Genomic DNA, 14,967 nt, shown 5'->3' on the forward strand with positions numbered 1-14,967 from the left:
CCCTGTCCAACCGATCCTCTTATGACCCAACACGCCGCTCCCGACGCCAAGACCCCGGCTGCCCCGCACGCCGACGACAACCAGCTCATCACCGAGCGGCGCGAAAAACTCAAGGCCCTGCGCGCGGCCCAGCAAGCCGGCCAGGGCGTGGCCTTCCCCAACGACGTCAAGCCCCAGCACCGCGCCGAGGAGCTGTTTGCCGAGTACGCCAGCATGAGCAACGAGCTGCTGGAACCCATGAAGATCAAGGTCAGTGTGGCCGGGCGCATGATGCTCAAGCGCGTGATGGGCAAGGCCAGCTTTGCCACGCTGCAGGACGCATCGTTTGGCCCCAGCGGTGGCCGCATCCAGCTCTACATCAACAACGACGGTGTGGGCGCCGAGGTGCACGGTGCCTTCAAGCACTGGGATTTGGGCGACATCGTGTTTGCCGAAGGCACGCTGTTCAAGACCCGCACCGGCGAGTTGTCCATCCACACCAGCAGCATCCGCTTGATTACCAAGAGCTTGCGCCCGTTGCCCGACAAGTTCCACGGCATTCACGACCAGGAAATCAAGTACCGCCAGCGTTACGTGGATTTGATGACCGATGGGCAGGCGCGCCAGCGTTTCATGGCACGCAGCCAAGCCGTCACCAGCATCCGCGAATTCATGGTGCAGCACAACTTCCTGGAAGTCGAGACCCCGATGCTGCACCCGATTGCGGGCGGCGCCAACGCGCGCCCGTTCGTGACGCACCACAACGCGCTGGAGCAGGACATGTACCTGCGCATTGCGCCCGAGTTGTACCTCAAGCGCCTGATTGTGGGGGGCTTTGAGCGTGTGTTCGAGATCAACCGCAACTTCCGCAACGAAGGCATCTCGGTGCGCCACAACCCCGAGTTCACCATGATGGAGTTCTACGCGGCGTACTGGAACTACCTCGACCTGATGGCCTTCACCGAGCAGCTGATCCGCCATGCGGCACACCGCATCTGCGGTGGCGCACGCCTGACCTACCAAGGCCGTGATGTGGATCTGGAGTCGCCGTTCGAGCGTTTGACCATCCGCGAGGCCATCCTCAAGCACACCGAGGCTGGTGACAACGTGGACAACCGCGACTGGCTGATCCAGCAACTGCGCAAGCTGGGCATGGACTTGGTGAAAGACCGATTGGAAAGCCGCAGCTTGGCCGGTTTGCAGGTGATGTACTTCGAGGAAACGGTGGAAGACAAGCTCTGGAACCCGACCTTCATCTGCAACCACCCGACCGAAATCTCGCCGCTGGCGCGTGCCAACGACAACGACCCGACCATCACCGAGCGTTTTGAGCTGTACATCACTGGGCGCGAAGTGGGCAACGGTTTCAGCGAGTTGAACGATGCCGAAGACCAAGCCGCGCGTTTCCACGCTCAGGTCGAAAACAAGCACGCCGGCGACGACGAAGCCATGTTCTACGATGCCGACTACGTGCGCGCATTGGAGTACGGCATGCCCCCGGCAGGCGGCTGCGGCATCGGTATCGACCGTTTGATCATGCTGCTGACCGACAGCCCCAGCATCCGCGACGTGATCCTGTTCCCCGCACTGCGCCGCGAGTGAGCGCGCGTTGAACTGGGCACTGGCGTAGCAGCATGGTACGGCGCAACTGGCAAGCCCAACTGCCCGAATGGGCACAGGACTGGCTGGAGGTCATCATTCCGGGTGGGCAGATCCTGCTCATCCTGGTGGTAGCGTGGGCGCTGCAGCGGCTGGTGGTGCGCGTTGTCGACCGGGCCGGTACGCACTACCAGATGCCGCTGGAACTGGTGGTGCCCATCAAGGGCCTGCTGCGCTGGACGCTGCTGGCCAGCGCGCTGCTGCTGGTGCTGGAGCGGCTGGGCGTGTCGGCAATGGTGCTGTGGACGGCCTTCACCGGCTTTGCCACGGTGGGGGCGGTGGCGTTCTTTGCCGCGTGGAGCGTGCTGTCCAACCTGTTCTGTGCGCTGCTGATCTTTACCGTCGGGCCTTTCAGCCTGGGCGATACGATCGAGCTGCTGGATACCGCTGAAAAGCCCGGCGCCAAGGGCCGGGTGGTCGACATCAATCTGCTCTATACCACGCTGGAGGACAGCGACGCTCCCGGCGCGCTGTTGCAGATTCCCAATGCGCTGGTGTTCCAGCGCGTGCTGCGACGCTGGAAGAGTGGCCAACCCGTGGGGGCTGGCCCTGTGGCCCCCAGGCCGACGCCAGCGCCCATGGCGGCACCCGCCAATGCCGAGGCACCGGCCCCAGTGCCACCGGCTCAGGCGTAGGCTTCGAGCGCCTTGCGCATCTTCTTCATTGCGGCCACTTCAATTTGGCGGATGCGTTCGGCGCTGACGCTGTATTCGGCGGCCAGCTCGTGCAGGGTCATGCCGCCGCTGCCGTCGTCGTTGACCTTGAGCCAGCGTTCGGCCACGATGCGACGCGAGCGTTCATCCAGACTGTTGAGGGCGTGGGTGATGCCTTCGCTGGCCAGCAGGTCGCGTTGGGTGGCCTCGATCACGGCGGTCGGCTCGTGGCGCGCATCGGCCAGGTAGGCGATGGGGCCGTAGGCTTCCTCGCCGTCGTCGTGCGGGCTGGGGTCGAGCACCACGTCGCCGCCCGACATGCGGGTTTCCATCTCCAGCACCTCTTCACGCTTGACGTTGAGCTCACGCGCCACCACGTCGATCTCGTGCTCGGTCAGGGTGTTGCGGTGCGCGTCGGCGTCGGTGGTGTCGGCCTTGAAGCCTTGCTTCATGCTGCGCAGGTTGAAAAACAATTTGCGCTGTGCTTTGGTGGTGGCCACCTTGACCATGCGCCAGTTTTTCAAGATGTATTCGTGGATTTCGGCCTTGATCCAGTGCATGGCGTAGCTCACCAAGCGTACGCCCTGTTCGGGGTCAAAGCGTTTGACGGCTTTCATCAGACCAACGTTGCCTTCTTGGATCAAATCGCCGTGCGGTAGGCCGTAGCCCAAGTACTGGCGTGAGATAGACACCACCAGCCGCAGGTGCGACATCACCAGTTTGCCAGCGGCTTCCAAGTCGCTGTGGTCGCGCAGGCGTTGGGCAAAAGTGCGTTCTTCTTCGGGGGTCAACAGGGGCAAGCGGTTGACGGCGCTGATGTAAGCGTCCAAATTGCCCAGCGGCGGCAGTACCAGCGAGGTATTAGACCAGCTGGCGGCGGGGCTGGGGCTTAAGGCGTAGGTAGCGGATGTCATGGTGTTCTGGTGTCCTCGGTCTGTAAGTCTGGTGTGGGACGGTCTTGATATTAGCACTCCGTTGGAGGGAGTGCCAACGCCAAAAGTTCCAGCCGGGACACGCTTTTCACACGCTGGCGGGTGGTGCGGCGGCAGCGGGCAGGGCGGCGCCGCAGTGCTGGCAAAAGGCGGCGTGCGCGCTGTGGTCGCCGCCACCGCAGGCGGGGCAGACACGGCCCGGGTGCAGTGCTTCGGGCAGGCGCACCGGTGGCACATGGAAGGCGTGTGGCCCGGTCTGGGTCTGGTCGCGCCGTTGCCACGACATTTCCGCTGTCACGATGCCAGTGGGCACCGCCAGCGTGCCCCAGCCCAGTAGCATCATCAGCGAGGCGATGAAGCGCCCGAGTTCGGTCTTGGGTGTGATGTCGCCAAAGCCGACCGTGGTCATGGTGGTGATGGCCCAGTACACGGCGGTCGGGATGCTGGTGTAGCCGTTGGCCGGGCCTTCGACCACGTACATCACGGTGCCCATCACGATCACGATCATGACCACCACCGACAGGAACACCATGATCTTGCGCCAGCTCGCGGTCAGGGCGGTGCCCAGCATCTGGTATTCGGAAATGAACGCGGTGAGCTTGAAGATACGGAACACGCGCAGCAGGCGCAGCACCCGCACGTCGATCAGCGCGTGCAGCTCCGGAAACAGCAGCGCCAGGTAGGTGGGCAGCACCGCCAGCAAATCGACCAGGCCAAAGAAGCTCAGCGCGTAGCGCAGCGGCTGGCGGATGCAGACCAGGCGCAGCACGTATTCGAGCGTGAACAGCAGCGTAAAGCCCCATTCCACCGCCGTGAATGTGCCCGCCCAATGCGCGTGCAGCGACTCCACGCTGTCGGCCATCACCACCAGCAGGCTGGCGATGATGAGGCCCATCAGGACCTTGTCGAACAGCACGCCCGCCGGGGTGTCGGACTCGAACACCACCTGGTACAGCCGCCCGCGCCAGCCTGGCCACGGCTCGCCCCAGCGGCTGAGCTGGGCTTCGGCCAGGGTACGTTCGGGGGTGGGGCGGGGCGTGGGATGTTGCGTTGAGGTGCGTGACATGGTCGGTGCCGTGGCAACAAAAAAGCCCTTGCGCGGACACAAGGGCTTTTTGAATGTATGTGGCGGAAAGAGAGGGATTCGAACCCTCGATACAGCAAAAACTGTATACCGGATTTCGAGTCCGGCGCATTCGACCACTCTGCCATCTTTCCGCAGCCGAAGCCGGGATTCTAGCAGATGTCAGGTGGCATCCCGCAAGGTTTGCAGGGCGGTGTCGGCATCGGTGGCGCTGGTGCCATCGCTCAGCTGGCATTGCGGGTGCAGCGCGGGGCTGGCGCTGTAGCCGTGGGTTTTGAGTTGGGCAATGGCCTGGCCGCACTCTTTGGGAGCGGCAAAGCCGCTGCTTTGCAGCAGGACGTGGCCTTGGGCGCTGGCGAGCTTGAAGTAGAACAGGCCATCCTTCTCGCGGTATTGCTTGAAGGTGGGCAACGCGGCTTTGTCGGCCTTGGCGGTGGTGCTGGCGCTGGCGGCTTGCAACGGGCGCAGGCCCACGGCGTGCTTGACCCGTGCCGCCAGTGGCGTGGCAATGGCGCGGGCCTTGGCGGCACCGGCTTGCAACAGGGCTTCCACGCGTTCTGGGTGGCCCATCAGGTCGTCGTAGGTGGCGCGCAGCGGGGCAATTTCGCGGTCGATGCGGTCGAACAGTTGCTGCTTGGCCTCGCCCCAGGCAATGCCATCAGCAAACGCTTGCGCAAAAGCGGCGGTTTCTGCCGGGGTGGCAAAGGCTTGGTAGAGCTGGAACAGCGCCGAGCCTTCGGTGGCTTTGGCTTCGCCCGGCATTTTGGAGTCGGTGACGATGCCCAGGATGAGCTTTTTGAGCTGCTCGCGCGGCGCAAACAACGGGATGGTGTTGTCGTAGCTTTTGCTCATTTTTCGGCCATCCAAACCGGGCAGGGTGGCCACGTGGTCGTCCACCAAGGCCTCGGGCAGAGTGAAGTGCTCGCCGTAGAGGTGGTTGAAGCTGCTGGCCATGTCGCGCGCCATCTCGATGTGCTGGATTTGGTCGCGGCCCACGGGCACTTGGTGCGCGTTGAACATGAGGATGTCGGCGGCCATCAGCACCGGGTACATGAACAGGCCGGCGGTCACGCCGTCGTCGGGTTCGGCACCGCTGGCGGCATTTTTGTCCAGCATGGCTTTGTAGGCGTGGGCGCGGTTGAGCAGGCCTTTGCCGCAGATGCAGGTCAGGAACCACGTCAGTTCCGGGATTTCGGGGATGTCGGACTGGCGGTAGAAGGTGACCTTGGCCGGATCGAGGCCACAGGCGATCCAGGTGGCGGCAATTTCCAGCGTGGAACGCTGGATGCGGGCTGGGTCGCCGCTGGTTTTGATGAGGGCGTGGTAATCGGCCAGGAAGTAGAAGCTCTCGACGTTGGCCTGCTGGCTGGCCCGCACGGCGGGGCGGATGGCACCGACGTAGTTGCCCAAGTGCGGGGTGCCCGAGGTGGTGATGCCGGTGAGAACGCGCAAGGTGCTCATAAGGGGGACAAAGAATCAGCGGAAAGGTTGCAAGAAAGGGGTATGGCAGCCACGGATGGGTTCACAGCAGCAGCCAGCGCAACGGGGCCAGCAAGGTGTGGATCAGGCCAGCGGTCAACGCCATCAGCGGGCGCAGCCACAGGTTGCCCACCACGCCGGTGATGACCAGCGCCATGACGATGAAAAAGCCCCACGGTTCCACGCGCGACACCAGCAGCGCCTGCCGCATGGGCAGCAGCCCCACCAGAATGCGACCACCGTCCAGCGGCGGCAGCGGAAACAGGTTGAATGCGAACATGACCAAGTTCACCATCAGGCCTGCGCGGGTCATTTCGAGAAAGAAGCGTTCTTCCACTCCCAACGCCACCAGCAGGTAGCCCAGCACCACCCATGCGATGGCCTGAGCCAAGTTGGAACCCGGCCCGGCCAGTGCCACCCACACCATGTCGCGCTTGGGGTGGCGCAAGCGGCCAAAGTTGACCGGCACTGGCTTGGCGTAACCAAACAGGAACGCCCCTGAGGTGGCAAAGTACAGCAGCAGTGGCATCAGCACCGTGCCCACGGGGTCGATGTGCTTGAGCGGGTTGAGCGTGATGCGGCCTTGCAGCTCGGCGGTGCGGTCGCCAAAGTGGCGCGCGGCGTAGCCGTGGGCCGCTTCGTGTACGGTGATGGCGAACAGCACCGGCAGCGCGTACAGCGCCACGGTCTGGATGATCTGGGCTAAGTCCATCGTCACAGGCCCAGTGCGCTCAGGGGCCCTTGGCCTTCGCGCAGCACTTCGGGTTCGTCACCGTGGCCCATGGGGGTCAGGTCGACCACCGTGGTGGGCTGGATGGAACAGGCCCCTGCGTCCACCACAGCGGCCAGCTCGTGTTCAAAGCGTTCGCGGATGTCTTGCGCATCGTTCAGCGGTTCGGTGTCGCCCGGTGCGATCAAGGTGGTGGCCAGCAGCGGTGCGCCGTGCAGGGCCAGCAGTTCTTGCAAGGTGGTGTGTGCAGGCACGCGCAGGCCGATGGTCTTGCGCGAGGGGTGGCTGACGCGGCGCGGCACTTCCTTGCTGGCTTCGAGCACAAAGGTGTAGGGGCCGGGGGTGCCGAGCTTGAGCAGGCGGTACTGGCGGTTGTCCACCCGCGCGTAGCTGGCCAGTTCGCTCAGGTCGCGGCACAGCAGCGTGAGGTGGTGCTTGTCGTCCACACCCCGGATGCGGCGCAGCCGGTCGGCGGCGGCCTTGTCGTCGAGGTGGCACACCAGCGCGTAGCTTGAATCGGTGGGCACGGCCAGCACGCCGCCTTTGTGCAGCAGTTGCACGGCCTGCTTGAGCAGCCGGGGTTGCGGGTTGTCGGGGTGGACTTCAAAAAATTGCGACATGGTGGGCTACGGAACCAAACAACACGGACGGGAGGACGGGCGGTCAGCCCGGCGGCGGGGTTTTGCTGCGGGCGGCCAGCCATGCCCCGCTGGCACCGCACACCACAATCAGCGCAATGCCCAGCAGCTCCAGCGGGCCGGGTACGTGGTCAAACACCAGCCAGCCCGCCAGCATGGCAAAGCCAATTTGGGCGTACAGGTAAGGTGCCAGTGTAGCGGCTGGGGCGCGTGCAAAGGCCAAGATCAGCACAAAGTGGCCCACGCTGCCCATCAGGCCGGCCACAAACAGCCACAGGCCCATGCCGTCGGGGATGGGGTGCCACAGCCAGGGCAGGGCGGCGGTCATGATGAGGGTGCCCACCCAGCCCGTGTAAAGGTGCATGGTAATGGGGTCTTCGGTGCGGGCCATGCGGCTGGTCAGGATTTGGAACAGCGCGTACACCGCCACCCCAGACAGTGGCAGCAACACTTTCCAGTCCATGTCGGAGTTGCCCGGCTGCACCACCAGCAGCGCGCCGGTAAAGCCACCCGCCACTAGCAGCCAGCGCAAAGGGCTGACCTGTTCGTGCAAGAAGATGGCCGCCAGCAGCGTCACCGCCAGCGGTGTGAGCATGATGATGGCGGTGAATTCGCCCACCGGCATAAATTTGAGGCTCAGCACGCCAATGGCACTGGTCAACAGCAGCAACAGGCCACGCAGTAGGTGCTGCCACGGGTGGGCGGTGCGCCAGACGCTGCGGCCCCGGGTCGGCAACACCACGGCGGTGGTGGCCACGGCCTGGAACAGGTAGCGGAACCACACCGCCAGCAGCACCGACACGCTGGCGCTCAGGTATTTGATGCTGCTGTCGAGCACCACAAAGCAGGCGGTGGCCAGAATCAGCAGCAGCACGCCTTGCAGTTGGCGTGCTTGCGCGGCCAGGGCCGTGTTCACCGCAAGACGCGCCCGTGCAACAGTTCCCACACCGGGGTCAGGCGGCCTTCGAGGTGGGGCAGGGCACCGAGGTCGGTGTAGCTTTCGTCCGGGCTGTGGAAGTCGCTGCCGCGCGAGGCGGCAAAGCCGAATTCGAGCGCCATGTCGGCGTACTTGACGTATTCGCTGGCACTGTGGCTGCCGGTGACGACTTCGATCGCCTGACCGCCGTGGGCCTGGAATTCGGTGAACAGCGCGTATTCTTGCGTGGGGCTGTGGTCGTAGCGTGCGGGGTGGGCGATGACGGCCACGCCACCGGCATCGCGGATCCAGCGCACCGCGTCGCCCAAGCTGGCCCAGCGGTGGGGCACAAAACCGGGCTTGCCCTCGGTCAGGTATTTGCGGAACACTTCGTTGGTGTCTTTGCAGATGCGGTTTTCGACCAAAAAGCGCGCAAAGTGGGTGCGCGAGATCAATTCCGGGTTGCCCGCGTGGTGCAGCGCGCCTTCGTAGGCGCCCTGGATGCCGACCTTGGCCAGGCCGTCGCTCATTTCCTGCGCGCGTTGGCCGCGTCCGCCCCGGGTCTGGCGCAGGCCCTGTTGCAGCTGGGCGTTGGTGTGGTCAAACCCCAGCCCGACGATGTGTACCGTGACGTGGGCAAAGGTAACGGAGATCTCAACCCCGGTCAGGTAAGGCAGGCCCAGCGCGCGGGCGGCGTCGATGGCGCGTTGCTGGCCGCCCACCTCGTCGTGGTCGGTCAGGGCCCAGAGCTCGACCCCGTTGGCGTGGGCGCGCTCGGCCAAGGCTTCGGGCGTCAGGGTGCCGTCGGAGACGGTGGAGTGGCAGTGCAGGTCGGCGTTGAGGATGGAAGTCACCAAACCATTGTAGTGGCGCGGCTAAACTCGCGCCGTGTCACTGTTCAAATCCGCCTCCCTTGTTTCCCTCCTCACGCTGGCCTCGCGCATCACCGGGCTGGCGCGGGAGTTGCTGATCGCGTCCAGCTTTGGCGCCAGTGCGTTGACCGATGCGTTCAACGTCGCGTTTCGCATTCCCAACCTGTTGCGGCGGCTGTTTGCCGAAGGTGCGTTCAGCCAGGCCTTTGTGCCGGTGCTGGCGGCCAGCCGTGAAAAGCACGGCGATAACGACACCAAGGTGCTGATCGACCAGGTGGCCACGGTGTTGGCTTGGGCACTCACGGCCACGTGCATTCTGGGTGTGGCGGCAGCGCCGGTGTTGGTGTGGCTGATGGCCTCGGGCTTGCAGCAGAACCCGCAGGGCTTTGAGGTGGCGGTGGTGCTGACGCGCTGGATGTTTCCGTACATCGCGTTCATGTCGCTGGTGGCGCTGGCGGCGGGGGTGCTCAACACCTGGAAGCGGTTTGCGGTGCCAGCGGCCACGCCGGTGTTGCTGAACGTGGCCATGATTCTGGCGGCGGGTGTGGGTGCGCCGTGGTTCAAGAGCTTGGGGGTGGAGCCGATCTACGCCCTGGCCGGTGGCGTGATGCTGGGGGGGCTGCTGCAACTGGGGGTGCAGGTGCCCGCGCTGTGGCGGCTGGGGCTGTTGCCGCGCATCAGCTTGCGCTGGGCGGGCGTGCAGGCGGCGTGGCAGCACCCGGGCACGCGGCGCATCACCACGCTGATGGTGCCCGCCTTGCTGGGGGTGAGTGTGGCGCAAATTTCGTTGCTCATCAACACGCAGATTGCCTCGCATCTGGGCACGGGCAGCGTGAGCTGGCTGACCTACGCCGACCGGCTGATGGAGTTCCCGACCGCGTTGCTGGGCGTGGCGTTGGGCGTGGTGCTGTTGCCGCAACTGTCGGCGGCCAAGGCGGCCAACGATGCCGCCCGTTACAGCGAGTTGCTGGACTGGGGCCTGCGCTGGGTGGTGCTGCTGGCGATGCCGTGTGCCGTGGGTTTGCTGGCGTTTGCCCAGCCGCTGGTGGCGGCGCTGTACCACTACGGCGCCTTCACCCAGGCCGACGTGCAGCAGACTTCCATCGCGCTGATGGGTTACGGCGTGGGCCTGCTGGGGTTGATCGCGATCAAGGTGCTGGCGCCGGGTTTCTACGCCAGCCAGAACATCAAGACCCCGGTCAAGATCGCGGTGGTGGTGCTGCTGTGTACCCAAGGGTTCAATCTGTTGCTGGTGCCGCTACTGGCGCACGCCGGGCTGGCGCTGGCGATTGGGTTGGGCGCGTTGCTTAACGCATCGTGGCTGCTGTGGGGCTTGCTGCGGCGCCAGATCTACCAGCCGCTGCCAGGCTGGGGCCGTTTTGTGGCGCAGGTGGTGGCGGCCAGCGCCTTGCTGGCGGTGTACTTGCTGGCGTGGGTGCGCTACATCGACTGGCTGGCGCCCAGCCACTGGGCGCTGCGCCTGGGCTGGCTGGCGCTGGCGCTGCTGGGTGCGGCGGTGCTGTACTTGGGCCTGTTGCACCTGACGGGCTTGAACTTGCGCCGTTTTGTGCGAAAGTAGGGCATGGCGCTCACTTTTTCTTCCCCCTCACCGCTGGACTACTTTGCCACCCTGGTGGCCAGTGATACGGAGTTTCCGCTGCTGGAAGCCATCGCGGCGGTGGCGCTGGACGACCACCCCGACCTGGACGTGCAGCAGGTGCAAGACCAGCTCGACGAGTGGCTGGAGCGCCTGCGCCGCCGTTTGGCCCCCGACGCCTCGCCGTTGCAGCGGCTGCGGCTGCTCAACCGCTTCTTCTTCATTGATCTGGGCTTTGGCGGCGACGTCAACCACCAGGTCAACGACCCCAGCTACAGCCACCTGCACGTGGTGCTGCGCACGCGCCGTGGCGTGGCGGTGGTGCTGGCGGCGTTGTGGCTGGAGCTGGCGCGCGGCATTGGCCTCAAGGCGCAGGGCATCAATTTTCCGCTGCACTTCATGCTCAAGGTGACGCTGCCGCAGGGGCAGGTGATCATGGATCCGCTCACGGGCCAGTCGCTGGCGCGCGACGACCTCAACGAGCGGCTGGAGCCGTTCAAGCGCCACCACGGCCTGGTGGGGGAGTTTGATGTGCCGGTGGACTTGTACCTGGTGCCTTGCACACCGCGCGAGATGGTGGCATCGCTGCTGCTGCACCTGAAGATTTTGTACCACCAGCACCGCGACTGGCCGCGTCTGCTGGGTGTGACGCAGCGCCTGGTACTGCTGCTGCCCGAGGCCTGGGACGAGCGCCGCGACCGGGGCTTGACGTGGGCCGAATTGGATCGGCCCGAATTTGCCTTGGCCGACTTGACTGCCTACCTGGAGCACACCGAGGATCCGCCCGACCTGGACGTGATCACCACCCTGGTGGCGGAGCTGCGCCGGGTGTCCCGCATCCGCTGAACACCTGACCGAACAACACTTGCGGGCCAAATGAAAAACGGGGCAGGGGCTTATGGCCCCGTGCCCCGTTGTGCTGCTGGTGAAAGCGGTGCGGCTTACGCCACCACCACCTGCGCGCCGTCGCCCTGCGGGGCAATCACGCCGATGTCGTACACGGTCTCTCCCAGCTCGTGCAGGGTGGCGGCGGTGGCCGCAGCGTGGGCGGCATCGACCACCACCACCATGCCGATGCCGTTGTTGAAGGTGCGGTTCATTTCGATGTCGTCAATGCCAGCGGTGGCTTGCAGCCACGCGAACAGTTCGCTTTGCGGCCAGCTGCCTTTGGTCAGGTGCGCGGCGGTGCCTTCAGGCAGCACGCGCGGGATGTTTTCGAGCAAACCACCGCCCGTGATGTGGGCCAGCGCCTTGATGGGGTGCTGGGCCAGCGCGGCCAGCACGTTCTTCACGTACAGGCGGGTCGGGCGCATCACCGCTTCTTTGAAGGGCATGCCGTCCAGCGTGGCGGGCAGGGTACCGGCGGCCTCGGCACGTTCGATGCACTTGCGCACCAGGCTGAAGCCATTGGAGTGCACGCCGTGGCTGGCCAGGCCCAGCACCACGTCGCCCGCTTGCACGTTCTGGCCGGTCAGGATCTTGGATTTCTCGACCGCGCCGACGGCAAAACCGGCCAGGTCGTACTCGCCCGCCGGGTACATGCCGGGCATTTCGGCGGTTTCACCACCGATCAACGCACAGCCCGACAGCTCGCAACCCTTGGCAATGCCGCCCACCACGGCGGCGGCGGTGTCCACGTCCAGCTTGCCGCAGGCAAAGTAGTCGAGGAAGAACAGCGGTTCGGCGCCCTGCACCAGCACGTCGTTCACGCTCATGGCCACCAGGTCGATGCCCACGGTGTCGTGCATGTTCCACTCGAACGCCAGCTTGAGCTTGGTGCCCACGCCGTCGGTGCCGCTCACCAGCACTGGCTCTTGGTAGCGCTTGGGCACCTCGAACAGCGCGCCAAAGCCGCCAATGCCGGCCAGCACGCCTTCGCGCATGGTCTTTTTGGCCAGCGGCTTGATGCGTTCAACCAGCGCGTCGCCTGCGACGATGTCCACGCCGGCGTCTTTGTAGGAGAGGGGAGTCGTTGTCATAAATGGGTAGAAAGTGGAAGCCCGATAAAATTTGCCCCATTTTAAGGCTCCTGCGTGCCTGCCCACCCACTTGCGCCTGCGCCAGCACTGGCCCACACGCCCGGGCCACCTTCCCCGAAAGACCGATCTGCCCATGAAACTGGCCCTGTTTGACCTCGACCACACCCTGTTGCCGCTGGACTCCGATTACGCCTGGGGCCAGTTCACCACGCGCATCGGCTGGACCGACCCCGACGCCTTCACGCGCCGCAACGACGAATTCTTTGCCCACTACCAGGCCGGTACGCTGGACGTACACGACTACGTGCGCTTTGCCATCGACGCCGTGCGCCAGCAAGGCCCGCAGGCGGCAGCGCAGGCCCACGAGCGCTTCATGGCCGAGGTGATCCGCCCCGCCATCCTGCCGCCGGCGCTGGACTTGATTGCCCAGCACCGCGACGCGGGCGACCAGGTGGTGATCGTGACCGCCACCAACGAATTTGTGACACGCCCGATTGCCCAGGCCTTGGGCGTGACCGAGCTGATTGCGGTGGAGCTGGAACGCGGCGCCGACGGCTGGTTCACCGGCGAGATCCGGGGCACGCCGTCGTTCCGCGACGGCAAGGTCACGCGCGTGCAGCAGTGGCTGGCCGAACGCGGCCACGGCTGGGACGACGTGGACATGACCTTCTATTCCGACTCCACCAACGACCTGCCGCTGCTGGAGCGCGCCCACACCCCCGTGGCCACCAACCCCGGCGCGGGCCTGCGCGCCATTGCCCAGCAACGCGGCTGGCGCATCCTGGATCTGTTTCCCGAACACACATGATCAAGAAATTCATCGACAAACTGCTGGGCAAGAACGACGCCCCGACTTCCTTCTTTGGCCAGCGCGAGGACGTGCCCGTGGAGGTGCACGGCATCGACCGCACGCTGGTGGACGATTGCGCGCTCGACACCGTCTACACCTTGCAGGACGCTGGTTTTGAGGCCTACATCGTGGGCGGCGCGGTGCGCGACCTGCTGCTGGGCCTGCGCCCCAAGGATTTTGACGTCGCCACCAACGCCACGCCCGAGCAGGTCAAGCGGCTGTTCCGCAAGGCGTTCATCATCGGGCGGCGTTTCCGCATCGTGCACGTGATCCACAGCGAAGGCCGGCGCAGCGAGGTGATCGAGGTCTCGACCTTCCGCGCCCACCTCGACAGCGCCGACGCGACGCAGATCTCGGGCAACGAGCGCAGCCAGCGCCACCAGCTGGAGCAGACCGCGCACGCCGTGGACGCCAGTGGCCGCGTGCTGCGCGACAACGTGTGGGGCAGCATCGAGCACGACGCGGCGCGGCGCGACTTCACCATCAACGCCATGTACTACGACCCGGACACCGAGGTGGTGGTCGATTTCCACCACGGCATCCGCGACGCGCGCAACCGCGTGCTGCGCATGATTGGCGACCCGGCCACGCGCTACCGCGAGGATCCGGTGCGCATCGTGCGGGCGGTGCGCTTTGCGGCCAAGCTCAGCGGGCTGGGCTTTGCCTTCGAGGCCAAGACCCGCGCCGCCATTGCGCCGTGCCGCCACCTGCTGGCCGACATTCCGCCCAGCCGCCTGTTCGACGAGATGATGAAGCTGCTGCAGACTGGGCACGCCATCGACAGCATCGCCCAGCTGCACGCCACCGGCCTGTCGCGCGGCATCTACCCGCTGCTGGAGGTGGTGGTGCAGCGCGCCGAGGAGCCGCTGGTGCGCAACGCGCTGGAGGACACCGACCGCCGCGTGCAGGCGGGCAAGCCCGTGGTGCCGAGCTTCTTGCTGGCGTGCGTGCTGTGGCGCGACGTGCAGGAGGGGTGGCAGCGCAACCTGCAAGCGGGCCAGGCCAGCTCCGAGGCGCTGGAAAACGCCGTCGATGACGTGTTCGAGTCCCGCATCGGCGACGTGTCGGGCCGGGGCCGTCTGGCGGTGGACATGCGTGAGGTCTGGGCCATGCAGCCGCGCTTTGAGCGCCGCACCGGGCAGGGGCCGATGTCGCTGGTGCAGCAGCCGCGCTTTCGCGCTGGGTTTGACTTCTTGCTGCTGCGCTCCAGGATCGGCGAAGTGCCCGAGGAGCTGGTGGACTGGTGGGAGACCTTTCACCTGGCCAACCCGGCCATCCGCCGCGACATGCTGGAAACCATGCGCCTGGAGCAGCAGCGCGCCCGCAACGAGGCCGCCGCCCAGGCCCGTGCCGCCGCGCGCGCTGGCCGTCCTGGGCGACCGCGCCGTGCGCCTGCTCAGCCGCCAGGCGCTGGCCGGGGTGATCGAGCCGCGCGTGGAGGAGATCTTTTTGCTGGTGCAGCAAGTCATCCGCGACTCGGGCTTCGAGGACCGCCTGTCCTCGGGCGTGGTGCTCACGGGCGGCAGTTCCCTGATGGCGGGCATGGTGGAACTGGGCGAGGACATCTTCCTCAAGCCGGTGCGCCGAGCTGCAGCGGCT

The 14,967-nt window shown here is 65.6% G+C and carries 13 protein-coding genes, 1 tRNA gene and 2 pseudogenes; 7 read left to right on the plus strand and 9 right to left on the minus strand.

The genetic code is table 11. The features are described from left to right. The first annotated feature begins 21 nt into the window (after positions 1-21). Both lysS and CON76_RS05195 read left to right on the plus strand, forming a co-directional pair. Complete coding sequence (gene lysS / locus CON76_RS05190) at positions 22-1,581, plus strand: lysine--tRNA ligase (RefSeq protein WP_101102320.1); 1,560 nt, start codon at positions 22-24, stop codon at positions 1,579-1,581. A 32-nt stretch (positions 1,582-1,613) separates the two neighbouring features. Beyond that, entirely contained in the window at positions 1,614-2,273 is a 660-nt protein-coding gene (locus CON76_RS05195; protein WP_101102321.1) for a mechanosensitive ion channel family protein, read from the plus strand. On the opposite strand, the gene rpoH is transcribed toward CON76_RS05195, so the two are convergent. From rpoH to CON76_RS05235, 8 genes are all read right to left on the minus strand, one after another. Further along, positions 2,264-3,205: an RNA polymerase sigma factor RpoH gene (gene rpoH / locus CON76_RS05200; protein WP_101102322.1), complete on the minus strand. Its 942-nt coding sequence runs from the start codon at positions 3,203-3,205 to the stop codon at positions 2,264-2,266. The genes CON76_RS05195 and rpoH overlap by 10 nt on opposite strands. Before the next feature lie 106 nt (positions 3,206-3,311). Next, on the minus strand, positions 3,312-4,289 hold the full coding sequence (locus CON76_RS05205; protein ID WP_101102323.1) for an ion transporter: 978 nt from the start codon (positions 4,287-4,289) through the stop codon (positions 3,312-3,314). 60 nt (positions 4,290-4,349) lie between these two features. After that, positions 4,350-4,441 (minus strand) — tRNA-Ser (locus CON76_RS05210). Between the two features lie 28 nt (positions 4,442-4,469). Next, entirely contained in the window at positions 4,470-5,768 is a 1,299-nt protein-coding gene (locus CON76_RS05215) for a tryptophan--tRNA ligase (RefSeq protein ID WP_101102324.1), read from the minus strand. A 61-nt stretch (positions 5,769-5,829) separates the two neighbouring features. After that, a complete protein-coding gene (locus CON76_RS05220) occupies positions 5,830-6,498 on the minus strand; it encodes a site-2 protease family protein (RefSeq protein WP_101102325.1) in 669 nt (222 codons plus the stop codon). Positions 6,499-6,500: 2 nt separating this feature from the next. Continuing rightward, a complete protein-coding gene (locus CON76_RS05225; protein WP_101102326.1) occupies positions 6,501-7,136 on the minus strand; it encodes an L-threonylcarbamoyladenylate synthase in 636 nt (211 codons plus the stop codon). Between the two features lie 43 nt (positions 7,137-7,179). Then, positions 7,180-8,070, minus strand: a complete 891-nt coding sequence (locus CON76_RS05230; protein ID WP_205758182.1) for a DMT family transporter — start codon at positions 8,068-8,070, stop codon at positions 7,180-7,182. Next, on the minus strand, positions 8,067-8,924 hold the full coding sequence (locus CON76_RS05235) for a 3',5'-nucleoside bisphosphate phosphatase (RefSeq protein ID WP_101102335.1): 858 nt from the start codon (positions 8,922-8,924) through the stop codon (positions 8,067-8,069). Before CON76_RS05235 ends, CON76_RS05230 begins: the two co-directional genes overlap by 4 nt. Before the next feature lie 34 nt (positions 8,925-8,958). On the opposite strand from CON76_RS05235, the gene murJ reads away from it, so the two are divergent. Beyond that, positions 8,959-10,521 carry a murein biosynthesis integral membrane protein MurJ gene (gene murJ, locus CON76_RS05240; RefSeq protein ID WP_101102328.1) on the plus strand — a complete coding sequence of 521 codons (1,563 nt, stop codon included), beginning with the start codon at positions 8,959-8,961 and terminating at the stop codon, positions 10,519-10,521. Positions 10,522-10,524: 3 nt separating this feature from the next. After that, the gene (locus CON76_RS05245) at positions 10,525-11,385 is read left to right on the plus strand and encodes a SirB1 family protein (RefSeq protein WP_101102329.1); all 861 of its coding nucleotides are present in this window, start codon (positions 10,525-10,527) and stop codon (positions 11,383-11,385) included. A gap of 95 nt (positions 11,386-11,480) precedes the next feature. Here the strand turns inward: CON76_RS05245 and purM are convergent, their stop codons facing one another. Then, positions 11,481-12,518: a phosphoribosylformylglycinamidine cyclo-ligase gene (purM, locus tag CON76_RS05250; protein WP_101102330.1), complete on the minus strand. Its 1,038-nt coding sequence runs from the start codon at positions 12,516-12,518 to the stop codon at positions 11,481-11,483. 133 nt (positions 12,519-12,651) lie between these two features. On the opposite strand from purM, the gene CON76_RS05255 reads away from it, so the two are divergent. From CON76_RS05255 to CON76_RS13765, 3 genes and pseudogenes are all read left to right on the plus strand, one after another. Next, a complete protein-coding gene (locus CON76_RS05255) occupies positions 12,652-13,326 on the plus strand; it encodes a histidinol-phosphatase (protein ID WP_101102336.1) in 675 nt (224 codons plus the stop codon). After that, positions 13,323-14,657 (plus strand): annotated as a pseudogene (gene pcnB / locus CON76_RS05260) (polynucleotide adenylyltransferase PcnB); the annotation flags it as partial. The gene CON76_RS05255 and the pseudogene pcnB, both read left to right, overlap by 4 nt. An 82-nt stretch (positions 14,658-14,739) precedes the next feature. Beyond that, positions 14,740-14,967, plus strand: a pseudogene (locus CON76_RS13765) (cell division protein FtsA); the annotation flags it as partial.

The sequence above is a fragment of the Macromonas bipunctata genome, assembly GCF_002837135.1.
Lineage (GTDB): Bacteria > Pseudomonadota > Gammaproteobacteria > Burkholderiales > Burkholderiaceae_C > Macromonas_A > Macromonas_A bipunctata.

Bases quoted from the DNA above. Each gene is read 5' to 3' on its own strand.
- purM (WP_101102330.1), bottom strand. From the start codon at position 12,518: ATGACAACGACTCCCCTCTCCTACAAAGACGCCGGCGTGGACATCGTC.
- CON76_RS05220 (WP_101102325.1), bottom strand. From the start codon at position 6,498: ATGGACTTAGCCCAGATCATCCAGACCGTGGCGCTGTACGCGCTGCCG.
- CON76_RS05255 (WP_101102336.1), top strand. From the start codon at position 12,652: ATGAAACTGGCCCTGTTTGACCTCGACCACACCCTGTTGCCGCTGGAC.
- CON76_RS05245 (WP_101102329.1), top strand. From the start codon at position 10,525: ATGGCGCTCACTTTTTCTTCCCCCTCACCGCTGGACTACTTTGCCACC.
- lysS (WP_101102320.1), top strand. From the start codon at position 22: ATGACCCAACACGCCGCTCCCGACGCCAAGACCCCGGCTGCCCCGCAC.
- CON76_RS05225 (WP_101102326.1), bottom strand. From the start codon at position 7,136: ATGTCGCAATTTTTTGAAGTCCACCCCGACAACCCGCAACCCCGGCTG.
- CON76_RS05205 (WP_101102323.1), bottom strand. From the start codon at position 4,289: ATGTCACGCACCTCAACGCAACATCCCACGCCCCGCCCCACCCCCGAA.
- rpoH (WP_101102322.1), bottom strand. From the start codon at position 3,205: ATGACATCCGCTACCTACGCCTTAAGCCCCAGCCCCGCCGCCAGCTGG.
- CON76_RS05215 (WP_101102324.1), bottom strand. From the start codon at position 5,768: ATGAGCACCTTGCGCGTTCTCACCGGCATCACCACCTCGGGCACCCCG.
- CON76_RS05195 (WP_101102321.1), top strand. From the start codon at position 1,614: ATGGTACGGCGCAACTGGCAAGCCCAACTGCCCGAATGGGCACAGGAC.